The organism is Micrococcus sp. CH7, assembly GCF_001595485.1.
In the GTDB taxonomy this organism is placed as follows: Bacteria; Actinomycetota; Actinomycetes; order Actinomycetales; family Micrococcaceae; genus Micrococcus; species Micrococcus luteus.
In genome coordinates, this window is sequence record NZ_LOSQ01000029.1 from 124,852 (window position 1) to 146,296 (window position 21,445).

Here is a 21,445-nt window from a genome sequence, read left to right on the forward strand (position 1 = left end):
CCTCAGGGTCGCGGGGTTCTCGGGGCCGCGGCGGGCGACGACGGCGCCGGGCTCGGCTTCTTCGGGCCGCGGATGGACTCGGGGCGGGCCGGGTCCAGGACGGACCGGGGGTCGAAGAACTCCTCCAGCACGGGCCGCTCGCCCGAGACGGCCGCGACGAGGCTGATGCCGTCCACGTTGATGCGCGAGCCGCGGTAGTAGCCGGGCTCGAGCTGGCCCCACGCCTTGGAGGTGCCGTCCACGAGGAAGAAGGAGCGGTAGCCGAGCTCGCGGAAGTAGCGGTACCGCTCGTTGTCCTCCGTGTACTTGCCGGGGCCGGTGACGTCCGCGCCGAACGGGTAGATGAGCATGTCCGTGGGGCCGAGGATCGGCTCGACCTCCTCGTGCCAGTGCCTCATGTCGAACTCGAGCTCCTCCATGGTCAGCTTCGGCACCGTCCGGTGGCCCCACGTGTGGGAGGCGAACTCCCAGCCGCTGTCCTTGAGCGCGTCGGCAACCTCGGTGGCGGCCGCGACGTCGGCGTCGAACGTGGGGCTGTCCCCGAACTCGCGGGCCGAGGTGCGGTAGCCGAACACGCCGTCGTAGCCGGTCATGGCGAGCACGCCGCGGGCGCCGTTGAGGCTGAAGTCCGGGTGCTCGGCGAGGAAGTCGTCCAGGCGCGGGACGACGTCGAACGCCCCGATGTGCGTGGTGCCCTCGGCGTCCGTGTACTCGTTGCGGACGCGGCCGTCCTCGGCCACGATCAGGCGGTCCGCGAAGCCGTCGCCGTCCATGTAGAGGTAGTACGAGCAGTCGTCCAGGGAGAGGATCAGCGGGGTGCGACCCTCGGGGACCATGAGGGTCTTCGGGCGGACGACGTCGTCCTCCCCCACCTCGTACAGCTCGTGCGGGGAGACCAGCACGTAGCCGCGCTCGTAGACCTGCCGGATGACGGCGTCGAACTCGTCCACCGTGACCATGAAGTCCAGGTAGCCGCCGGCCTTGTCGTCGCCATCGAAGGCGCGGGCCGGGTCCACCACGAGGGAGTGGAAGAACAGGTGCGGAACCCGGGCCACGTCCGGCCAGGCCACCGGTTCGCCGGCGGGCGGCGGTCCAGCGGGGGCGGCGGAGGTGGGCGCGGACGAGGTCGGCACGGACGACGACGCCGCGTCCTCCCCGTCCTGCCCGCAGGCGGCCAGCAGTCCCGATCCGAGCAGGGCGGAACCGGCCAGGAGCATCTGTCGGCGGGTCGGCTGCGGCACGGGCGGGGGCATCGGGCACCTTTCTCCGGGGGCACCCATCATCCCAAGGCCGCCCGGCCCGGGACCACCCCTGCCGGGCGGGCGGGCGGAGGTGGGAACCGGCCGGGCATGGGAGGCCGGCCGGCGGCGGGGCTCGATCCGCCGTAGACGGCCCAGAGTGGTCACGCGGACGACCCGAGCTCGGCGCGGACCGTGTTCGACCGCTTCGTGTTCAGCAACCACATCCGCAGCTTCAGCGTCGACTGAGCCCCGGCTGGGAGGCGCCTTCGACGCGCGCCGACGCACGCGCCCCTCGCGCCGTGCCGCGTGCCACACTGGCGAGCGTGACCCGACGTCCGGATGCACCGCCCCCGGCCGACCCGCGCACGCGTGCGGCCCTGCGCGCCGTGCTCACGGTCCTGGCCGTGATGGCGGTGCTGTTCGCCGCCGTCGTGCTGACGCTGGCCTACGGACCCGCCCGCTGAACCCGCCCTTCCCCGATCCAGGAGCAGCCATGTCCCCCGCGGACCCCACCGCCGACGTCGCGGCCCGACCGACCGGCCCCGCCGCGGTGGCCGAAGCCTTCGCGGCCGCCTGGAACGCCGCCGACGCCGACGCGCTCGCCGAGCTGTTCGCCGAGGACGCGGACTTCGTGAACGTGGTGGGCGTGTGGTGGAGGCGGCGTCGGCAGATCCGGGTGAACCACGCGCTCGGCTTCCGCTGGATGTTCCCGCACTCGCGGCTCGAGCTCGGGCGCGTGCGGGTGCGGGAGCTCGGGGACGTGGCAGTGGTGCACGCGCCGTGGACCATGACGGGGCAGACCGCGCCCGACGGCGACGAGGCCGGCGAGCGCACCGGCGTCCTGCTGCTCGTGGTGCGCCGCACCGAGACCGGGGCGTGGGAGGCGGTGGCCGGGCAGAACACGGATTCCGTGCCCGGGGCCCAGACCCACCTGGCCGACGACGAGGGGCTCGCCGCGGTGCACTATCACCCGTCCGCGTGGTTCGACCCCGACGAGGACCCGGACGGCCCGGAGGCCTGCTGAGCGGCGACCGGCTCACGCCACCGTCAGCAGCCGCACCCAGTCGTCCTCGACCCGCTCCCCGCCGACCACGAACTGCCGCGCCCCGACCGTCTCGAAGCCGAGGCGCTCGTAGAACCGGTTGGCCCGTGCGTTCTGCGCGTTCGTGCCGAGCCACACGTGCCGGAACCCCAGCCGCCGCAGCCGCTCGACGCCGTCGTGCACGAGGGCCTCGGCCAGCCCGGTGCCGCGCCCCTCGGCGAGCACGTACAGCTTCGAGAGGTGGCCGGCCGGCACGTCGCCGAGCCGCTCCGTGACGGGTGCCTCGGGGGCCGCGGCGGTCTCGTACATGGCGTAGCCGAGCAGGGTCTCCGGGGCGTCGGCCGCGGCGCCCACGAGCACGATCCGCTCCGGGTCCGCGATCCACGCGGCCACGGCGGCCTCACTCAGGTGCAACGCGATGTGCGCCTCCACCGCGGCACGCGGCAACGAGGCCGGGGAGGCGTCCGGGAAGGTGGCCGCGGCGATCGCGGCGATCGCGGGCGCGTCCTCGGGGCGGGCCGGACGGACGACGGCGGCGCGGGGTGCGGAAGTCATCCCCGCTCAGGCCTGCAGCGCGGGGTGCAGGTCCTTCATGCGGAACCGACGCCGGCGCCGCACCACGAGCACGTCCAGGGCGAGCGCCGCCGCCCCGATGCCCATCAGCACGACCACCGGCACCCAGAAGCGCTGGTCCGGACCGCCGGAGATCGCGTTGCGGAACGCCTCGATGGAGTAGCTCATCGGCATGAACGGGTGCAGCGCCTGGAAGAAGCCGGGCAGCACCTCGGCCGGGTAGGTGCCGCCGGTGGAGGCCAGCTGCAGGACCAGCAGGACCAGCAGCAGCGCCGAACCGGGGGTGCCGAGCGCCGTCTGCACCAGGTGCGCGATGAGGGAGAACACCACGGCCACGAGCACCGTCAGGGCCACGGCCCGCACCGGGTGCACGGGGGCCAGGCCCAGCGGCAGCGTCGCGGCGAGCATGAGCAGGCCGCCGCCCACGGCCACGATGCCCACGGGCAGCCACGCGGCCAGCGCGATCGCCACCGGGTTGCGGCGCCCGGCCAGCAGCCGCCCGCTGATGGGCCGCATGATGTTGAACGCGGCGATGCCGAACACCCACAGGGCGATGGAGAAGAACATCGGCGCCATGCCGCGGCCGTAGACCTCCGCGGAGTTGTCCACCTGCATCACGGCCTCCACGGGCCGGGACATCACCAGGGCGGCCTCGTCCCGCTCGTCCTCGGTCAGGGCGGGGACGCGGTCGACGCCGTCGGAGAGCCCGGAGGCGAGCTCGTGGGCGCCGTCGTCGAGGGTGCCGAGGCCGGCGCGCAGCTCCCCGGCGCCGTCCTGGAGCTGGGCCAGGCCGCCGTCGAGCTCGGTGGCGCCGGACTCCAGCTGGCCCGCACCGTCCTGCAGGGTCAGCGCCCCGTCGTGGAGCGCGGCGTTGCCCTCGGCGAGGGTGGTCGCCCCGTCCGTCAGCTCGCCGAGGCCGGACTGCAGCTCCCCGGCGCCGTCCTGGAGCTGGGCCAGGCCGCCGTCGAGCTCGGTCGCGCCGGAGCCCAGCTGCTCGAGGCCGTCCGCGAACTTCCCGGCGCCGTCGGCGAGGGAGTCGGCCCCGTCCTTCGCCTCACCGATCCCGCCCTGCAGCTTCTCCGCGCCCGCGGCCACGGCGTGGGCGCCGTCGTTGAGGTCCGTCAGATCCGCCTTGGCGGAGGCGGCGACGTCGTCCTCGACGAAGCCCTGGACGCGCTCGTTGGCGGCCGCGGAGGTCGCGGCGGCCTCCTCGGCGCGGCCGGCGACGGCGGTCACCCGCTCGTCCGCGCCGGTGAGCGCCTCCTGGAGCGCGGCGTACTGCTCGGACTCGGCGAGCGTCGGGTCCTCTTCGGCGAGCTCGGCCAGGGCGGCCTGCGCGTCGGCGATGCGGGCGCCCGCGCCGTCCTCGGCCGTGCCGGCCACCTCGGCGACGCGCTGGACGTCCTCGTCCACCGCGGCGACGTCGGCGGCCACCGCGTCCTGCCGCTCGATCACCTGGTCCAGGCCGGGGATCACCGTGTCGTAGAGCTGCTGGGTGCCGTCGGCCACCTGCGTGGCGCCGTCGGTGAGCTCGGCCGATCCGGTCTGCAGCTGGGCCAGCCCGTCGGAGAGGTCCGTGGCGCCCTGACGCAGGGCGGGGGCGTTCTCGGCGAGCTGCCCGGCACCGTCGGCGAGGGCCTGGGAGCCCCCGCGCGCCTGGTCGAGCCCGTCGGCCAGGCGCCCGGCCCCGTCCTGCGCGGACGCGGCGCCCTCGGCGAGTCGCTGGGCGCCGTCGTCGGCCTGGGCGGCGCCGTCCGCGAGGTCACCCGCACCCGTGGCGAGCTGGCCCGCGCCCTCGGCCAGCTTGCCCGAGCCGTCGTGGGCCTGGACGATCCCGTCCTCCAGCTGGCTCGCGCCGTCCTCCGCGGAGGCCGTGCCGTCGGCCAGCTGCGCGGCGCCGTCGGCGGCGTCCACCATGCCCGACCGCAGCTCGCCGAGGCTGGAGAAGACGGCCTCGAAGTACGCCTCGATCGCGGACCGGTTCACGGCGGCCTCGACCTTGGCCTGGCTCGCGTTCGTGACGGAGCCGATCACGAAGCCGTTGGCGTCGTCTCGGCGCAGGGTGATCTGCGCCTGCCGCGGTGTCCCGCCGCCCTCGGGGCTGACGAGGTCACGACTGAGCTCGGCGGGGATCTCCAGGACGAGGTAGTACCGGCCCTCCCGCAGTCCCTCCTCGGCCTCCTCGCGCGTGGTCTCGCGCCAGTCGAAGGCGCGGTCGTCCTTGAGGCGTTCGGTCATGTCCGCGCCGGTGCGCAGCGTGGTGTCGCCGCGCTGGACGGGTTCGTCCTCGTTGACGATCGCCACCGGCAGACGGTCCATGGCCCCGTAGGGGTCCCAGTTCGCGGACAGGTACAGAGCGCCGTAGATGGCGGGGACGAGGAAGATGAACAGCAGGGCGAGCAGGGGCAGGCCACGGCGGAAGCGTCGCAGCTCGTAGCGGAACAGCATCAGTTCTCCCGGACGGGGGGCAGGGTGAGGACGACGGCGTCGCGCGGCACGGGCGCGGAGGCCACGGCGCTCACCGCGAACGGGTGGCCGTGGTCCTTGAGGACGTCCAGGGCCGCGTGGAGCGCGACCAGCTCATCGATGGTCAGGGTGGCGTCCACGTCGTCGAAGGTGACGAGGCGGGCCGGGCGCAGGCAGGCGACGACGGCGGCCAGCAGCGCGCGATCGGGCGCGGACAGCTCCCGGACGACGGCCTCCGGCGCCACGGTCAGCCTCACCGCGTCCGCGAGGAGGGCGAAGCGTGCGCGGCCGGCGCGGCGGCGCACGCCGTCGGTGAGACAGCGCTCGTCCACGACCTCGGCCGCGGTCAGCGCCGGCTCGAGCTCCACCACGTCGGTGGTGTGGGCGACGGCGGTGCGGGCGCGCAGGGCGTGCGGGTGGCGCGCGGCGTCGATCGGGGGCCGGTACGCGCGGGCGGCGGGCCGCTCCGGCCCGTCCAGGGCGACGTCCACGGGGCCGCCGGTGAGCACGAGCTCGCCCCGCACGCCCTGCAGGCGCCCCGTGAGGGCGAGCAGCAGGGCCGAGCGGCCCGAGCCCTGGGTTCCGAGCACGGCCAGGTGGGTCTGCGGGGGCAGCACGAGGTCGAGGGAGCCGAACACCGGCCCGCGACTGCCGCGCAGGGTCAGACCGCGCGCCACGAGGGTGGCGGGCGGGAGGTCGTCGAGGTGCGCCGGGTCGGGGGCGGGCCCGGGGCCATGGTGATCGGCGTCGGTGGGAGTGGAAGACATGGGCCCTCTTTGCCGAGTCGAGGCGGATTCAATACCATCGGTATTCAATACCATCGGCATCGAGAGGGCAACATGGCGACCCGACCCCGCCGCGAGGATGTCCGCGCGGCCATCCTCGACCACGCGGCTCGGGTGTTCGGACGGGAGGGTTACGCGCGCTCCTCCCTCGCCCGCATCGCGGCGGAGGCCGGCTACACGAAGGGCGCCGTCTATTCCGGTTTCGCGGGGAAGCCGGACCTCTTCGCCGCCGCCTGCACCGTCCAGTTCGAGCGGGCGACCACCCGAGCCATGGACGGCGTCGCCGACGCCCTGGACGACCCCGACCTGCCGCGCGAGGACCTGGTGGCCCGCGTGGCGGAGGCCCTGGCCGACGTCGTGCTCGAGACCACGGGCTCCTGGCCCCTGCTCCTCCACGAGTTCCAGGCCGTGGGCCTGCGCGAGCCCGCCGTGGGGAGAGCCTACCGGACGCTGACCGTCCGGCGGCGGGACTTCCTGGCCGGCCTGCTGCGCGAGCACCGCGTGCTGGCCGACGTCCCGGACGAGCAGGTCACGCACACTGCGGCCATGCTCCTGATGCTCGTGCACACGCTGTCGGTCGAGCGGCACCTGGCCCCGGAGGACCTGACGGTGGACGACGTGCGGGACACGCTGGCCGCGGCCGTGCGCTCCCTCCTGCCCTGACGCCTGCGCGCCGGCCCCGCCTCAGCCCAGGGTGCCGGCCACACCGCGCACCAGCGCCAGCGTGCCCCCGACGCCGGCCAGGCAGATCGCGAGGACGCGCGCCTTCGCGGGGTCCACCCGGCGGGCCACCACCGAACCGGGCAGGACACCCAGCGGGCCGCCCACCACCACGGCGACCCACACCGGCCACGGCACGTGCAGCCCCGCGGGCACGGCCGCGCCGAACAGCGACTTGGTGACCAGCGAGGTGAGATTGGCCAGCAGGAACACGGGCTGGAGGGTGGCCGCCCACGAGCGCTGGTCCCACCGGCTCGCCACCGCGTAGACCGCGAGCGCCGGCCCGGCGATGCCCGCGGTGGTGTTCATGAACCCGGCCACGGCGCCGGAGGCGAACACGGCCCCGTTCCCCTGGGCGGTGAAGCGCTGCTGCAGGCCCAGGACGGCGGCCACGGCCACCAGCACGGAGGACCCCAGGAGGATCTCGAGGGCGTGGGCGTCCAGGACCCGCACGGCCCACGCCCCCGCGAACGAGCCGGCCACGAGCAGGGGTGCGAGGCGGACGAAGCGCGGCCAGTCCACGTGCCTGTGGAGCACCGCGAACAGCAGCACCGCGGACACCGAGGCGGCCACGTTGGACAGCGTCACCCCCGCCACCGGGCCCAGGAGCAGGGACAGCGTGGGTGCGGCGATCATGCCGACGCCCATGCCGCTCACCCGCTGGAGCGTGCCGCCCACGGTGATCGCGGCCAGCGCGACGACGGCCGGCAGCCACACCAGGGAGGGGTCCATGCGGGCAGTATGCCGGAGCCGGGGTGTCCGTCGGCCCTGGCTTCCGCCCGTGACGGGTGCGCATGCTGGCCGCATGGCCCAGCACAGCTCCACCCCGTTCCCGCTCGTGATCGTGGGCAGCGGCCCCGCCGGCGTCAGCGCCGCCCGCGCCTACGTCGACGCCGGGGGACCCGGCCCCGTCCTCATGCTCACCTCGGACGTGGACCACCCGTACGAGCGTCCGCCGCTGTCCAAGGAGCTCCTGCGCGGCACCGCCGAACCGGAGCCGACGGTGCTGGAGGACCTGCCGGACGCCGTCGAGCTGCGCCGGGGCGTGACCGTCACCCACGCGGACCTGGGTGCCCGGACGCTGCGGGTCGGCGAGGAGCCGGTCCGCTTCGAGCGCCTGATCCTCGCCCTCGGCGCGCACCCGAAGCCCCTGCCCGTCGCGGACGACGACGCCGAGGTGCACCTGCTGCGCTCTCTCGACCACGCCCGCCGCCTGGTGGCCTCCGCCGGGCACGCGCGCTCCGCCGTCGTGATCGGCTCGGGGTTCATCGGCTGCGAGGCGGCCGCCTCCCTGGCCCTGCGCGGGGTGGCCACCACGCTGGTCACCCCGGACGAGGTGCCGCAGCAGAAGCGGCTCGGCCGCGAGGCGGGCGATCGGATCGCGCAGTGGCTGATCGGCGCCGGCGTCGAGCTGCGCACCGGCGTGCGGGTGGGGCAGGTGCGCGCCCCGCGCACCGTCCACCTCGACGACGGCGCCACGCTCGCCCCGGACCTGATCCTCGCCGCGGTGGGGGTCGAGCCGGGGGGCGGGTGGCTCGAGGACTCCGAGCTGACCATGCACGAGGGGCGGATCGTGGCGGACGAGCACCTGGCGGCGGCGCCGGGCGTGTGGGTGGCCGGGGACGTGGCCCGCGCCCACCACGCCGTGGCCGGCCGGCCGATCCCCGTGGAGCACTGGGGCGACGCCCTCGGCATGGGCGAGGTCGCCGGGCACAACGCGGCCCGCACCGAGGTCGGCGTGCCGGGCGGCGCCGGCCAGGCCTCCGTGCTGGCCCACGCGGCGACGGCGGACCCGGAGTCCCTGCGGCGGTGGGAGGCCGTGCCCGGGTTCTGGAGCACCATCGGCGAGCACACGCTCAAGCACGCCGCGTGGGGCGACGGCCACGAGCAGGCCCGCATGGTGGAGCGCACCGGCGGGTTCACTCTCTGGTACATGGACGCGCAGGACCGCGTGGTGGGCGTGCTGACCTACAACGCGGACGAGGACTACGAGCGCGGGCGGGAGCTGGTGGCGGGCCGGGATGCCGTGGGCGAAGGCCGGGGCCGTCCCGACCCTGCATGACAGACTGAGGGGATGACCACCCCGACCCCCGGCGCCGGCTCCCCGGGCAGCGGTGTGGCCGGGGGCGTGCTGGCCGCAGTGGGGGCGCTGGCCCTGATCGCGACCGTCCTGGCGCTGGTCCTCGCGTTCGGTCCGGCCGGCCGGGACGACGCCGGCGCGGGCGCCGAGCGGCGGCGCTGGAACGGCGGCTTCACCCCCGCCCCGCCCACGGTGAACACGCAGGGGTACGCCGAGCCCGTGCAGGGCCGCGTGACCTCCCGCTTCGGGCCCCGCCCCAACCCGTTCGGCGAGGGCGTGGTGCCCTCGGGGGTGTCCGAGGAGGCCCTGACCCGCCACGACGGCGTGGACCTCGGCGGGGTGCCGGAGGGCACGCCCTTCCACTCGGTGTCCGACGGCCGAGTCCTGTTCGTGGAGGCCGGCGGGGACGCGGGCGGCAACCTGCTCGCCGTGGACGCCGGGGACGGCCACGTGTGGCGCTACCTGCACGCCGCCCCGGACTCCACCGTGGTGGACGCGGGCCAGCGCGTCTCCGCCGGGGACCACCTGGCCGGCGTCGGGCAGACCGGCGCCGCCACCGGCGTGCACCTGCACCTGGAGCTGCGCGTGGACGGCGAGCCGGTGGACCCGGAGGCCTACCTGGCCGAGCGGGGCGTGGAGCTCGGCGGCTCCTACCCGGAGCGGCGCCGCGGCCTCAGCCGGTGACCGGGCCGCCGCCGTCGTCCACGGACCCGGCCCAGCGGACCTCCCCGTCCACGACCTCGTCCGTCGGCGCCAGGCCGATCGCCTGGGCGACCCGCTGGGAGGCCGTGTGCTCGGGGTGGACATCCGCCACGAGGCGCCGCACCCCCCGGTCCCGCAGCTCGCCCTTGAGGAGGCCGGCGGCCTCCTTCGCCAGCCCGCGGCCCTGCCACGGCGTGCCGATCAGCCAGGCGATCTGCGTGGGTCCCCCGTCCACGGGGATGGTGGCCTGGACGTAGCCGACCGGCCGGCCCTCCGGCTCCAGCACCACGATCCAGTTGGCCCAGTCCTCCGCGCCGTCCTCGGAGCGACCGCGCGCGAGGATCGCGTACCGCTGCCGCAGCTCCTCCTCGCCCGGCGGCGTCCCGCCGGTGTACGTGTACAGGTCCGGGTCGGCGAGGACCGCGGCCATGGCCTCGGCGTCATCCACCCGCAACGGGCGCAGGGAGAGGGAATGCGGCATGGGCACAGTCGACCAGCCCGGCCCCGCGCAGACAAGAGGCGGGGCGCATCCGCCCGCCGCTAGCCTGGGCGCATGCCGCCCGCCCCCACCGCCCGTCTGCGCTTCCGCGAGATGGCCGACGCCGACCTCGACCACCTGGCCGGCCTCCTCGCCGATCCCGTGGTGATGCGCTTCTACCCCGCCCCGCGCACGCGCGCGGAGGCGGCGGCGTGGATCGCGGGCAACCGGCGCCGGTACGCGCAGGACGGGCACGGGCTGTGGATCATCGAGACCCACGACGACGGCGGGCCCGGCTTCGTGGGCGACTGCGGCCTGACGTGGCAGGAGGTCAACGGGGAGCCTCGCCTGGAGGTCGGCTACCACGTGCGGGCCGACCTGTGGGGGCGCGGCTACGCCACCGAAGCGGCCGCCGCCTGCCGGGACCACGCCCGGGACGTGCTGGGGCACCACGAGCTCGTGGCGATCATCCACCCGGAGAACACGGCCTCGCGCCGGGTGGCCGAGCGGATCGGGATGACCGTGGTGGGCGAGGACCGCACCGGCGCGCCCGAGGCCCGCGCGGCTCTGGGGCTCGAGGCGCGCACCGTGCTGGGGATGAGGCTCCGGCCGGGCGCGTGAGGCGCGGCCCGGCCGGACGTCTCAGCCCCGGTCGCTCACTTGGCGTGGCGGGCGAGCAGCTCGCGGGCGGCGTCCAGGCCGCCGGCCTCGACGTCGTAGGAGCCGGTGGACGCGTGGTGGGCCTCGACCGCGTCCGTGATCCGGTAGTGGTCCGGGTTGCCGGGCGGGTCGGAGGTCTCCAGCACGTGGATCAGGTAGGTCTCGCCGGCGGCCAGGGCCTGGCGGTCGTCGCGCTCGTGATGGGTCATGACGTCCTCTCGGGTCGGCGCCCGGCGGGTCTGTCCCACCGGGGCGTGCGCACCAGGGTGGCGCATCGACGGCGGCGGGGCACAGTCCTGCCCGCCCGCGGGCCGGATCCGGTCAGTAGGCGGGTCAGAGTCCGCTCAGGCCCCGACGTAGGAGCTGACGACGCTCCGCAGTGCCTCGGCGGATTCGTAGATGTCCTCCAAGTTCTCGAGGTCGGCCCGCGTCCTGTTCTTGTCCGCATCGAACAGCACCAGATATTTCACCTTCCCGTCGAAGTGAAGGCGCGCGATCGGCTTCCGATTGTTGTCGTCCAGGATGACGCTGCAGTACGAGGCTGCGTCGCGCATGTAGACGCGGTTCATCGGCACGATTCCGGCGAGAATCGCCTTGATGATGCGGAAACCCTCGATCTCCTCTTCGGTCGTCACCACGCCCGGCTTGAGCTGGCCCTCCTGACCGTTCTCCTCGTCGGACAGGACCGTCTGATCGCCGGTGGCCACGGGCTCAGCGGGAGCCGCCAGTACCGGAGCGACCTGGTCGCCCAGGGCAGTCTTCAGCCGCGCGTTGACGCGATCGTTGATGTACTGGCGCGCAGCCTCCTCGGTGAGCCGGGTGAAGGTCTCCACCGCCTTGGCGTTCATGTACCCGGAGTACACGCGCTTGGCGAGGACCTTCACCAACTCATCGCTCGGCGCAGCCATCTCGGCAGAAATCTCGCGCTTGATGGCCGATACGTACTTCAGCTCCTCGGCTGCGGCGATGACCGAGTCGAGATCGAAGGATCCCTTCGCCAGCTGCTCGAGCTTCGGCACGGTGACCGGGTCGATGTCCAGAAGATCGAGGACGAGGAACGGACGCTCGTCGAGGATGTTGGCCTTGTCGAGGTCCGTGTAGAAGTTCCACACCCGCCCGTTGGTGAGCACGCCGATCCGCGCTTCACTGGTGTGGAAGTAGCGCACCAGCTGGCTCGCGTGCGCCAGGGACAGCTCCGAGCCGACCTTCTTGGCCTCCACGAGGATGTTGACCTTCCCCTCCCGCATGATGGCGTAGTCGATCTTCTCCCCCTTCTTCAGGCCCAGATCTGCGACGAACTCCGGGACGACCTCCTGGGGATCGAACACGTCGTAGCCCAACACCTGCGAGATGAATGGCATGACGAGCGCGTTCTTCGTCGCCTCTTCCGTGTCCAGGGAGCTTGCGTAGTCGCGGGCTCGCCGAGCCACTTGCGCAAGCTTGTCCTCGAATTCAGTCATGCCGTTTCACCCATCCGTGAGTAGGAGCCGGACAGCCGGGAATCCGGCAGCCTCGCACGTCAGCGCCCGAAGGCCCGCCGCAGCTGTGTCGAAATATAACCCAGCTCACAAACACGCTACGGGGACCCTCGCAGGCGCTCCGTGGCCGGACCGCGGGATCGCCCGGAACGCGAGGCGGCCACGACGCGTCGCCTCTCACAGGAAGGAGACGGGGCGTCGTGGCCGCGTTCCGCGGGGGGCCGCCCTGTCAGGCGACGCCCGGCCGGCTCAGCGGTTGCCGGGGTGCTGCGGGTCGGCCGGGATGCCGCGGCTCAGGGGCTCCACGGGCGGGCCGCTCGTCTCCGGGGTCACGGGCGAGCCGGTGCGGGAGCCGCCGACCTCCGGGGTGTCCGGCACCTGATCGCCGGAGGGCTGGGCGCCGGAGCGCAGCGCCTCGAGCCGCGTCTCGAGGACCTGCACCACGGGCAGGCGGTCGCCGTGGGCGCGCTCGTAGGCGAGCAGCTGCTCCACCTGCGACTCGTCGAGGCCGGTGATCCGGGTCGGCAGCGTGCCGTTGGGGATGTGGTCGTAGTCCGGCAGGGGGAGCTCGTCGCGGTTCGGGGCGTTCGTCATGGCACTGTCCCTCTTCTCTCGTCGGGGTCCCTCGTCGGGATGCGTGGTCCACCCACGCTAGTGAAGGCCCCCGTCAGACGGCACCCCCTGCCGCCCCGCTCACCCGACCCCGTCCCGCCGCGCCCGCAGCACGATCTCCAGGTCGAACCGCGCGTCGGGGTCCTCGAGGGCCTCCCCGAACAGCTCGCGCAGCCGGCCCACCCGGTACCCCACGGTCTGGGGGTGCACGCCGAGCTCCGCGGCGATCGGCGCCCGCTGGCCCCAGTGCGTGAGCCAGGCGAGCAGGGTCTCCTCCAGCACCGCCCGCTTCGCCTCGCTCACCTCGTCCAGGGGCGCCAGCACGCGTTCGGCCAGCTGCGTCACGACGCGCGGCTCGGCCCCCAGCACCACGCGCGCCAGGTGGTCCGCGGCGAGGATCGGGGACGGGGCGCCGTCGTCGTCCTCCCCCTGCGCGGGCTCCGCCGTCCGGCCCGCCGCCTCCTGGACGGCCAGCGTGCGGGCCACCCGGTAGGAGTGGGGCACGAGCGGCCAGTCCACGGCCGGCCCGACGACGGCGGCCGTCCCCGCCAGCAGGCGCAGCATGCGCTCGCGGCGGCCCTGGGAGGGCGTCGCGTCGATCACGGCGACCACCTCCGAGTCCCGCTCCACCACGAGCCCGGCCCGGCCCAGCCTCTCCCGGACGGCGACGCCGGCGTCCGCGGGCAGCACCACCACCGCCAGCCGGCGCGGCAGCCGCCAGTCCGCGAGCGCGGCCAGCCGTTGCACCTCCTTCTCCTCGGTCCCGCCCCGGACCAGGGCGGTGGCGAGGGCGGCGCGGTGCAGCTCGAGCACGCCCGCCTGGGCGGACTGCGCCTCCGCGTACGCCTGGGCGCTGACCGAGGAGAGCTCGTCGATGTAGGCCCAGATGGACTCGCCGAGGTCGATCACCACGGACATGCCCATGCCGAGGTGGGCGCATTCGGCGGACAGGTCCCGGAACACGATCCGTGCGGAGGCCCGGTAAGCGCCGAGCAGGGCGTCCATCGTGCGGCCCTCCCGGAACTCCCCCGCGCCCAGGTAGGCCATGAGCGCCCGCGTCTCGGGGCTGAGCGCGGGACGGGCGGTGCCTGGCAGGCTCATCAGCTGCTCGAGCGCCGCGGTCACCCCGCGCGTCAGGTTCTCGCCGTAGCGGCCGTCCCGGGCGCTCACGTACGCCGGGATCTGCTCCGGCACCGTCTCGATGATGCGCTGCATGATGGCCGGGATCGCGGGGGCCAGCCGGCCGGGGAGGTCCGAAGGCAGGGACAGCCACGGCGGGTGCCAGTCGGTGCCGCGCGTCGGGGCGGGGGTTGAGGCCATGATCTTGTCTCCTCACGATGAATCCTGCGGGTCGATCGTACGTCCGACATGAAGAATCATGGCGCGCTGCGCCATAGCGTGGGGGCATGCCCGGCCCCTTCCTGCTCACCCGCCTGGTCACGACGCTCCTGCACCCGCTCACACCGCAGGACGTCCTCGGCCTGTTCGACCCCGTGCACTCCTCCCGCCAGCTGCGCGGGGTGGTCACCTCCGTCGCCCGCGCGACGCCCGGCGCCGTCACCATCGCGTTCCGTCCCGGACCGGGTTGGCGGGCCCACGACGCCGGCCAGTGGGCACGCATCGGCGTCGACGTGGACGGGGTGCGGCAGTGGCGCTCCTACTCGCTCTCCGCCCCCGCGGGCGCGGACCCGGAGATCACGGTGTCCGACATCGGCCTCGTCTCCGGCACGCTCGTGCGCCACACGAAGCCCGGCGACGTCCTCTTCCTCGACATCCCCGAGGGCGACTTCACCCTGCCGGACGAGCCGCGCCCGCTGCTCATGCTCACCGCCGGCTCAGGCCTGACCCCGGTGATGTCCATGATCCGCACGCTCGTGCCGACGCGCCGGGATGCCGACGTGGTGCTCATCCACTCCTCCCGCACCCCCGAGGACGCCCTGTTCCGCGAGGAGCTGGCCGAGCTGGCCGACCAGTTCCCGGGCCTGCGCGTGGTGCACCACCACACCGCGGAGGCGGGCCGCCTCGACCTCTCCTCCCCCGCGCAGCTCGAGGGCCTCTGCCCCGACTGGCGCGAGCGGGCCGCCTACGCGTGCGGGCCGGCCGGGTTCCTCGACGACGCCGAGGCCCTGTGGCGGCGCGAGGCGGCCGCGGACCTCACCATCGAGCGGTTCCAGGCCGACTTCGCCCCGGGCGTGGCGGGGGCCGGCGGCCGCGTGGTGTTCGAGCACGCCGACGTCGAGGTGGACGCCCCCGGCGACGTGCCGCTGCTCGTGGTGGCCGAGGACGCCGGCGTCGCCGCGCCCGCCGGCTGCCGCATGGGCATCTGCCACGCATGCCTCACGCCGCTGCGCTCGGGCCAGGTCACGGACCTGCGGACCGGACAGGTGCACGGCGAGCCCGGCGAACTGATCCAGACCTGCGTGAGCGCCGCCGCCGGCCCGCTGAGCCTCGGCCTGTGAACCTGACGCCCGGCCCGCGACCCGGGCCTCCCTGACCATCCCCGCCTCCCGCCCCCAGGAGCATCACATGACCCAGACCCCCACCGCCCCCGACCGCACCGGCGCCACCGCCCCGGACGATCTGGCCCTGGCCATCCCCGGCACCACCGTGCGCGGCCGCGCCGCCCGGGTCCTGCCGCAGGACCGCCCCGACACCACGAGCTGGGCTCCCCACACCGCCGAGTCCCGTGCCGCCACGTCCCGCTCCACCGCCGCCGCCACGACGCCGGGGCTGCCGGGCGTCGTCGGGAGCCCGGCGGTGCGCCCGCCCGGCGCCGCCCACCTGACGGACGCGCAGGTGGCCGAGCTGGGCCGTGAGCTGGACGCGATCCGCGACGACGTGCTCGCCCGCCGCGGCGCCTCCGATGCGGCCTACATCCGCCGCGTCATCCGCTGGCAGCGCCGGCTCGAGCTCGGCGGCCGCGCCCTCCTGCTCAACGCACGCCACCCCGCCGCGTTCGTGGCGGGCACAGCCATGCTCACGGTCGCGAAGATCGTGGAGAACATGGAGATCGGGCACAACGTGCTCCACGGCCAGTGGGACTGGATGCGCGACCCGGACATCCACTCCACCACGTGGGAGTGGGACTTCGTGACGCCGTCGCGGGCGTGGCAGAACACCCACAACGACCTGCACCACCGCTGGACCAACGTGGTGGGCAAGGACCGCGACGTGGGCTACAACGTCCTGCGCATGGACGAGTCCGAGCCGTGGCGGCCCCGCCACCTGCTCAACCCCGTGATCAATGCGGGGCTGGCGCCGATCTTCGAGTGGGGCATCGCCCTCTACGACCTCGAGCTGGACCGCGTGCAGAGCGGCGAGAAGTCCCGCGAGGAGCTGATGACGGATCTGCGCTCCGTGGGCGTCAAGGCGGCCCGGCAGTTCGCCAAGGACTACGTGGCCACGCCGGCCGTCGCCGAGGTGCTGACGGGCTCGGGCAAGGCCACGCTCGCGGGCACGCTGCTGGCCAACGGCCTGCGCAACATCTGGGCGCACGCGGTCATCTTCTGCGGGCACTTTCCGGAGGGTGCGGAGACGTTCTCCGAGGAGATGGTGGACGGCGAGACCCGCGGCGACTGGTACGTGCGGCAGATGATCGGCTCCGCGAACATCTCCGGTTCGAAGCTGATGCACTTCATGACCGGCAACCTCTCCCACCAGGTGGAGCACCACCTGTTCCCGGACCTGCCGTCCAGCCGGTACGCCGAGGTGGCGCCCAGGGTCCGCGAGATCTGCGCCCGCTACGGCCTGCCGTACACGACCGGCCCGCTGCTGCGGCAGGTGGGCTCCGCGTGGAAGAAGGTGTTCCGGCTGGCGCTGCCGTGAAGCGGCGCACGACGGGGCAGACCACGTCGGCACCGTCCCGCGCCCGGGCCGGGGCCGGGGCCGGGGCCGGATCTTCTGCGGATCTGACCCTTCTGGCCGCCGGTTCGGCCGTCAGAAGGGTCAGAACCGCAACGGATTCCGTATGAGCCGAGGCAGGCCGGTCAGCCCTGGCGCTCGGCCAGCTCCGCGAGCCGGTCGATCGACGCGCGGAGCTGCTCTTCGCCGGTCCGCAGCGCCTTCTGGATGCGCTTCGGGTCGGCGAGCCGCGTCCAGTCATAGGTGTGGGTGACGCGGCAGCCGCCGTCGTCGTCGCCGTCGACCTCCCACCGCCACAGCTGGCCGAACGGCTCCCCGCCGACCTCGGAGGGCTTCCAGGCGATGCGACGGCCCTCCTCGAACTCGACCACGTGGTTCGCGCGGTCCACGCCCTTCTGCAGGGTCATGACGAACACGTCCCCGACGGCGGTCACCCGCTGCCCGGGGGCGGCCTCGGCCAGGTTGTCGTTGCCGTCCCACTCGGGCTGGCGGGCCGGGTCCGCGATCAGCTCGAAGACGACGCCGGCCGGCGCGTCGACGTGACGGGTCGCGGACACGACGCGGTCCTCGGGGGCGGGCAGGGCGGTCTCGTCGATGTGCTCCATGGGGAGAGCGTAGACCCCGGTGCGCGCCCACCGAGAGCGCCGGCGGGGCTCGCGCCGGGGGCGGCCCGACCTCAGATCAGGCCCAGCGCGGTGAGCTTGGCCGCGGTCTCCTCGTTGGTCGGCTCCACCTGGTGGTCGCCGTCGGGGAACACGACCACGGGGATGTTCTTCCGGCCGGAGATCCGCTCGGCGGCATCGGCCTGGGCCGGGTCGGCGACGAGGTCCACGTAGTCGTAGGCGACGCCGAGCTCGTCGAGCTGGCGCTTGGTGCGCAGGCAGTCGCGGCACCAGTCGGCGCCGTAGACGGTGAGGACGTTCTGACTCATCCGTCCAGCGTACTGAGGGGTGGGATGCTGGGGGCATGCCCGCCCAGCCCTCCCCCTCCGGCCGCACCGTCCACCTGTCCACGTCGGGCGTGGACGCCCGCATCGCCCCCGACGAGTTCGGCGGGTTCGTCCTGGAGATCGGCGGGGCCGTCCAGTCCCACGTGGACCTGGCCGACCCCTTGCGCATTCGCTACGAGTACCTGCGCCGCATGGCCCACGTGCTCGACGGCGTCGCTCCGGCGGGCGCGCCGGTGCGGGTCCTGCACCTCGGCGCGGGCGCGCTGACCCTGCCGCGCTACCTCCAGGCGACCCGGCCCGGCTCGGAGCAGACGGTGGTCGACCTGGACCGGGAGCTCGTGTCCTTCGTGCTCGCCGAGCTGCCCCTGCCGGCGGGCACGGACCTCGTCTCCGTGGTCGCGGACGCGCGCCTGGCCGCCGTCGACCTCGCGCTGGACGGGGAGCGGTTCGACGCCGTCGTGCTGGACATCGGCACCGGCGAGGAGGGCGCCGAGCACCTGCGCGGCGCCGTGTTCTACGGGGAGCTGCTCGAGCTGCTGACGGCGGGCGGGGTGCTGCTGGTGAACATCGGCGACGACGCCGGCCTGCGCTTCCTGGGCGCCGAGCTGGGCGCCCTCGAGGAGGCGGCCGCCGAGGCCGGGGTGCCCGGCCCGTGGACGCTCGCGGACCAGGGGATGCTGGAGCGCCTGGACTGGGGCAACGTCGTGCTGGCCGCGGGGGCGCCGCTGGGAGAGGCCGGCTGCACGGAGCGCCTCGCCGCGGCGGGGCCGCATCCGGCGGCCGTGCTGGACCCGGCGGAGTCGGCCGCGCTGGCCGACCGCATCCGTCGCGCCTGAGGGCGGGCGCGGTGCTCAGAGCCGGGGGTCCTCCGCACCGGGGCCCGTCTGCGGTCGGGGCCACGGGTGGCCCCGGCGCTCCTCCGCCCCCTCGTTGAAACGCCGCAGGAGCCTGCTGAACTCGACGACGTCCTCGGCGGGCCAGGAGGAGACGATCTGCGCCACGTTGTCCGCGCGGGAGCTCAGCTCCGCGGCGAGGCGGGCGCGTCCCTCCTCCGTGGGACGGTGCAGCCGGGCGGAGCCGCCGTCGGGGTCCACCACCCGCTCGACGAGGCCGGCCTTCATGGCGGCGGCCACCTGCCGGTGGACGGTGGAGACGTCGAGGTCGAAGGCCTCGGCCAGCTCGGCGATGCTCATGGCCCCGCCCGCCTCCAGGCGGGCGAGCAGCACGGTGGCGCTGCGCTCCAGCGCGCTCGACCGGCCGTAGGGGGCCACCCCCTGCGTGGCCACCCGCAGCAGGAGCATGTGCTCGTACATGATCCCTTCGACCGGGTCGACCCACGCCCCCTCAGATGATTGCATCATGCAAACGATGCTACCTTTTGCATCATGCAAATCGCCGAGCAGGAACGCATCGCCTCCCCCACCTTCGTCCTCGCCTGGGTGGTCTCCTTCCTCCAGTTCCTCGCGTTCTACGCCCTCGTCACCACCATGGCCGTGTACGCGGTCCGGCAGTTCGCCGCCTCGGACGCCGGGGCGGGGCTGGCCTCGAGCGCCTTCGTCATCGGCGCCACCCTCAGCCGCGTGGTCACCGGCCACGTGGTGGACCGCTTCGGCAAGCGCCGCGTCCTGGTGGTGGCCCTGGTCGCCGTCGCGCTGTCCTGCACGCTCTACCTCGTCGCCTCCTCGCTGCCGGCCCTGGTGGCGGTGCGCATGCTCCACGGTGCCAGCTACGCCTTCGCCAGCACCGCCGTCATGGCCCTGGCCCAGGCGGCCATCCCCGACGGGCGACGCGCGGAGGCCACCGGCCACCTCGCGCTGGGCACCACCCTGGCCACCGCGATCGGCCCCGCCCTGGGGCTCTTCCTCGCCGGCTCCATCGGCTACGTGTGGCTGTTCCGGGCGACTCTGGGGATCACGGTGGTCAGCCTCGTGCTGGGCCTGCTGGTGCGCGAGGCGCCCGCCGCGGCGGGCGTCGACGGCGAGCGCGCCGCCGGCGAGGTCCCCCTGGAGCACCCCGCCCCCGCGGTGGGCTTCCGCCTGCGCTCCGTGCTGCACCCGGCGGTGCTGCCGATCAGTGGCTTCATGCTGCTGGTGGGCCTGAGCTACGCCGGGATCCTCACCTACCTGAACGCCTACTCGGTGGAGCGCGGGCTCACGGCCGGCGCCGGCCTCTTCTTCCTGGCCTACGCCGCGGCGATGCTCGTCATGCGCCTCACCCTGGGCACCCTGCAGGACCGCCGGGGGGACGACGCCGTCGTCTACCCCGCACTCCTCTGCTTCACGGCCGCGCTCCTGGTGCTGGCCTTCGCCACGCGCGACTGGCAGGTGGTGCTGGCCGGGGCGCTGAGCGGCCTCGGCTACGGCACGCTCATGCCCGCGGCCCAGGCGATCGCCGTGAACGCGGTGCCCTCCCACCAGCTCGGCGCCGGCATCTCCACCCTCATGCTGTTCGCGGACGTGGGGCTGGGCCTGGGCCCCGTGCTCCTCGGCGGACTCGTGGCCTCCGCCGGCTACGGCGCCATGTACGCGGCCCTGGCGGGTGTGCTGGTGATCGCCGCCGGGTACTACTTCGTGATGCACGGTCGCCGGCACGGGCGGCGGGGGACCGTGGCCCGCGCCTGAGTCCCGCGCGGTGACCGCGGGCTGTCGCCGCGGGCGGCGCTACCGGCGCCGCGCCGGCCAGGACGCAAGCGTGACGGCGGCGAGGGCGCCCAGGGTGCCCAGCACCGTCGTCGTGGTGACCGTGGATCCGTCGGTGGGGGCCACCAGGTCCACCATGAGGGAGCCCAGGAGGTTGCCCGAGACCAGGCCGAGGGTGGCGGCGAAGACGCCCAGGCGCGGGACGACCATGGCGCCCACCCCGATGAATACGCACCCCAGCGGGCCGCCGAAGTAGAGCCGCCAGTCGTGCGGCAGCGCGGGCATGCCGTGGCCGGAGGCCAGGACGATCCCGCCCCACACGATCCCGAGGAAGAGGACGCCGGCGGTGAAGTTGACCAGGGTCGCCGGGATGGCGGTGCCGTAGGCCGTGGCCTGACGGGCGTTGAACACCTGCTGTCCGGCGGTGGCCAGGCCGGCCAGCAGGGGCAGCAGGGCCAGCAGCGCCCAGCCGGGCCCGCCGCCGGCCTCGCCGAGCTTGGGCCACACCACGAGGGCGACCGCGGCCAGGGCGAGCGCCGCCCCCGTGAGGCGCCGCGGCGTCAGGCGCTGCACCCCGGCGGGGCTGAGCCCGAGCCGGTCCACGACCATCCCGCCGACCACCTGCCCGGTGACCACGGCGACCGTGAACACGGCCACGCCGAGGGGGCCGATCGTCGCGGACTGGGTGAGCACCAGGAGTCCGCCGATCACGCCCGCCACCGCGTACCACGGGCGCACGGACCCCGCGGCGAGGGCCGGGCGGATGCGGGCCAGGCCCCGGCGGCCCCGCGGCGTCAGCACGCTCACGAGCACCATGACGACCAGGCCCGCCGCGAAGGAGCACAGCGCGGCGAGGACGGGGTCGCCCGTCAGGTGGGCGAGGCGGGAGTTGATGCGGCCCTGCAGCGGCATCACGGAGCCGGCGGCCACCGCGAGCGCGAACAGCAGGGCGGTCGCCCGCGGGGAGGGGGCGTCCGGGCGGGCGGCGACGTCGGCCGGGTGGGGGCGGGCGGGTCCGCGCTCGGCGGACGGGGCAGAGGGTTCGGGTGGCATCCCCCCGTTGTACACCTCTAGGTGTTGTGGGGCATGAGGTTCTTGACATGGGTGCCGGGCTGAGATGAGACGAGCGGACCTCTCCCGCAGGATGGAAGTTCCTCAA

At 74.5% G+C, this 21,445-nt stretch carries 24 protein-coding genes; 10 read left to right on the top strand and 14 right to left on the bottom strand.

Annotated elements, in window-relative coordinates:
- Window positions 1-2: 2 nt before the first annotated feature.
- The gene (locus AUV08_RS08615; RefSeq protein ID WP_061873188.1) at window positions 3-1,253 is read right to left on the bottom strand and encodes a polysaccharide deacetylase family protein; all 1,251 of its coding nucleotides are present in this window, start codon (window positions 1,251-1,253) and stop codon (window positions 3-5) included.
- 311 nt (window positions 1,254-1,564) lie between these two features.
- On the opposite strand from AUV08_RS08615, the gene AUV08_RS12075 reads away from it, so the two are divergent.
- On the top strand, window positions 1,565-1,705 hold the full coding sequence (locus AUV08_RS12075; protein WP_017488522.1) for a hypothetical protein: 141 nt from the start codon (window positions 1,565-1,567) through the stop codon (window positions 1,703-1,705).
- A gap of 29 nt (window positions 1,706-1,734) precedes the next feature.
- Window positions 1,735-2,265 carry an SgcJ/EcaC family oxidoreductase gene (locus tag AUV08_RS08620; protein ID WP_020624719.1) on the top strand — a complete coding sequence of 177 codons (531 nt, stop codon included), beginning with the start codon at window positions 1,735-1,737 and terminating at the stop codon, window positions 2,263-2,265.
- 12 nt (window positions 2,266-2,277) lie between these two features.
- On the opposite strand, the gene AUV08_RS08625 is transcribed toward AUV08_RS08620, so the two are convergent.
- The 3 genes from AUV08_RS08625 to AUV08_RS08635 are packed head-to-tail and all read right to left on the bottom strand — an operon-like array spanning window position 2,278 to window position 6,089.
- Window positions 2,278-2,838 carry a GNAT family N-acetyltransferase gene (locus AUV08_RS08625; RefSeq protein ID WP_020624718.1) on the bottom strand — a complete coding sequence of 187 codons (561 nt, stop codon included), beginning with the start codon at window positions 2,836-2,838 and terminating at the stop codon, window positions 2,278-2,280.
- A gap of 6 nt (window positions 2,839-2,844) precedes the next feature.
- Entirely contained in the window at window positions 2,845-5,304 is a 2,460-nt protein-coding gene (locus tag AUV08_RS08630) for a YhgE/Pip family protein (protein ID WP_041104113.1), read from the bottom strand.
- Window positions 5,304-6,089, bottom strand: a complete 786-nt coding sequence (locus AUV08_RS08635; protein WP_041104115.1) for an ATP-binding cassette domain-containing protein — start codon at window positions 6,087-6,089, stop codon at window positions 5,304-5,306. The genes AUV08_RS08630 and AUV08_RS08635 overlap by 1 nt, the downstream gene beginning before the upstream one ends.
- 72 nt (window positions 6,090-6,161) lie before the next feature.
- On the opposite strand from AUV08_RS08635, the gene AUV08_RS08640 reads away from it, so the two are divergent.
- Entirely contained in the window at window positions 6,162-6,770 is a 609-nt protein-coding gene (locus AUV08_RS08640) for a TetR/AcrR family transcriptional regulator (RefSeq protein ID WP_020624715.1), read from the top strand.
- Window positions 6,771-6,791: 21 nt separating this feature from the next.
- Here the strand turns inward: AUV08_RS08640 and AUV08_RS08645 are convergent, their stop codons facing one another.
- Window positions 6,792-7,559 carry a sulfite exporter TauE/SafE family protein gene (locus AUV08_RS08645; protein WP_041104117.1) on the bottom strand — a complete coding sequence of 256 codons (768 nt, stop codon included), beginning with the start codon at window positions 7,557-7,559 and terminating at the stop codon, window positions 6,792-6,794.
- A gap of 73 nt (window positions 7,560-7,632) precedes the next feature.
- Here AUV08_RS08645 and AUV08_RS08650 point away from each other — a divergent pair, with 73 nt between their 5' ends.
- Together AUV08_RS08650 and AUV08_RS08655 are read left to right on the top strand one after the other, a co-directional pair.
- Window positions 7,633-8,889: an NAD(P)/FAD-dependent oxidoreductase gene (locus AUV08_RS08650; protein WP_041104118.1), complete on the top strand. Its 1,257-nt coding sequence runs from the start codon at window positions 7,633-7,635 to the stop codon at window positions 8,887-8,889.
- A gap of 12 nt (window positions 8,890-8,901) precedes the next feature.
- A complete protein-coding gene (locus tag AUV08_RS08655) occupies window positions 8,902-9,591 on the top strand; it encodes a M23 family metallopeptidase (RefSeq protein WP_020624712.1) in 690 nt (229 codons plus the stop codon).
- Here the strand turns inward: AUV08_RS08655 and AUV08_RS08660 are convergent.
- Complete coding sequence (locus AUV08_RS08660) at window positions 9,581-10,090, bottom strand: GNAT family N-acetyltransferase (protein ID WP_044659331.1); 510 nt, start codon at window positions 10,088-10,090, stop codon at window positions 9,581-9,583. The genes AUV08_RS08655 and AUV08_RS08660 overlap by 11 nt on opposite strands.
- A 72-nt stretch (window positions 10,091-10,162) precedes the next feature.
- Between AUV08_RS08660 and AUV08_RS08665 the strand changes: the two genes are divergently transcribed.
- Window positions 10,163-10,708 carry a GNAT family N-acetyltransferase gene (locus AUV08_RS08665; RefSeq protein WP_020624710.1) on the top strand — a complete coding sequence of 182 codons (546 nt, stop codon included), beginning with the start codon at window positions 10,163-10,165 and terminating at the stop codon, window positions 10,706-10,708.
- A 35-nt stretch (window positions 10,709-10,743) separates the two neighbouring features.
- On the opposite strand, the gene AUV08_RS08670 is transcribed toward AUV08_RS08665, so the two are convergent.
- The 4 genes from AUV08_RS08670 to AUV08_RS08685 all read right to left on the bottom strand — a co-directional run bounded on the left by AUV08_RS08670 (window position 10,744) and on the right by AUV08_RS08685 (window position 14,157).
- Entirely contained in the window at window positions 10,744-10,956 is a 213-nt protein-coding gene (locus AUV08_RS08670) for a hypothetical protein (protein ID WP_010079881.1), read from the bottom strand.
- Window positions 10,957-11,091: 135 nt separating this feature from the next.
- The gene (locus tag AUV08_RS08675) at window positions 11,092-12,207 is read right to left on the bottom strand and encodes a type I restriction endonuclease (RefSeq protein WP_036314529.1); all 1,116 of its coding nucleotides are present in this window, start codon (window positions 12,205-12,207) and stop codon (window positions 11,092-11,094) included.
- A gap of 267 nt (window positions 12,208-12,474) precedes the next feature.
- Window positions 12,475-12,819 carry a hypothetical protein gene (locus AUV08_RS08680; protein WP_010079880.1) on the bottom strand — a complete coding sequence of 115 codons (345 nt, stop codon included), beginning with the start codon at window positions 12,817-12,819 and terminating at the stop codon, window positions 12,475-12,477.
- A gap of 99 nt (window positions 12,820-12,918) precedes the next feature.
- A complete protein-coding gene (locus AUV08_RS08685; protein WP_036314531.1) occupies window positions 12,919-14,157 on the bottom strand; it encodes a CdaR family transcriptional regulator in 1,239 nt (412 codons plus the stop codon).
- A gap of 86 nt (window positions 14,158-14,243) precedes the next feature.
- Here AUV08_RS08685 and AUV08_RS08690 point away from each other — a divergent pair, with 86 nt between their 5' ends.
- Together AUV08_RS08690 and AUV08_RS08695 are read left to right on the top strand one after the other, a co-directional pair.
- The gene (locus AUV08_RS08690; protein ID WP_036314533.1) at window positions 14,244-15,296 is read left to right on the top strand and encodes a ferredoxin reductase; all 1,053 of its coding nucleotides are present in this window, start codon (window positions 14,244-14,246) and stop codon (window positions 15,294-15,296) included.
- A 67-nt stretch (window positions 15,297-15,363) separates the two neighbouring features.
- Complete coding sequence (locus AUV08_RS08695) at window positions 15,364-16,662, top strand: acyl-CoA desaturase (RefSeq protein ID WP_061873189.1); 1,299 nt, start codon at window positions 15,364-15,366, stop codon at window positions 16,660-16,662.
- Between the two features lie 161 nt (window positions 16,663-16,823).
- Here the strand turns inward: AUV08_RS08695 and AUV08_RS08700 are convergent, their stop codons facing one another.
- Together AUV08_RS08700 and AUV08_RS08705 are read right to left on the bottom strand one after the other, a co-directional pair.
- A complete protein-coding gene (locus AUV08_RS08700) occupies window positions 16,824-17,303 on the bottom strand; it encodes an SRPBCC family protein (protein WP_051995337.1) in 480 nt (159 codons plus the stop codon).
- A 71-nt stretch (window positions 17,304-17,374) separates the two neighbouring features.
- Window positions 17,375-17,629, bottom strand: coding sequence for a glutaredoxin domain-containing protein (locus tag AUV08_RS08705; protein WP_020624868.1), 255 nt, complete (start codon window positions 17,627-17,629; stop codon window positions 17,375-17,377).
- 35 nt (window positions 17,630-17,664) lie between these two features.
- Here AUV08_RS08705 and AUV08_RS08710 point away from each other — a divergent pair, with 35 nt between their 5' ends.
- Complete coding sequence (locus tag AUV08_RS08710) at window positions 17,665-18,483, top strand: spermidine synthase (protein WP_036318045.1); 819 nt, start codon at window positions 17,665-17,667, stop codon at window positions 18,481-18,483.
- A gap of 15 nt (window positions 18,484-18,498) precedes the next feature.
- Here AUV08_RS08710 and AUV08_RS08715 read toward each other — a convergent pair whose 3' ends face one another.
- Window positions 18,499-19,008, bottom strand: coding sequence for a MarR family winged helix-turn-helix transcriptional regulator (locus AUV08_RS08715; protein WP_036318042.1), 510 nt, complete (start codon window positions 19,006-19,008; stop codon window positions 18,499-18,501).
- Between the two features lie 24 nt (window positions 19,009-19,032).
- On the opposite strand from AUV08_RS08715, the gene AUV08_RS08720 reads away from it, so the two are divergent.
- Entirely contained in the window at window positions 19,033-20,268 is a 1,236-nt protein-coding gene (locus AUV08_RS08720; RefSeq protein ID WP_036318039.1) for an MFS transporter, read from the top strand.
- Window positions 20,269-20,307: 39 nt separating this feature from the next.
- Here the strand turns inward: AUV08_RS08720 and AUV08_RS08725 are convergent, their stop codons facing one another.
- Window positions 20,308-21,339, bottom strand: coding sequence for a DMT family transporter (locus tag AUV08_RS08725; RefSeq protein ID WP_084786012.1), 1,032 nt, complete (start codon window positions 21,337-21,339; stop codon window positions 20,308-20,310).
- Window positions 21,340-21,445: the final 106 nt, after the last annotated feature.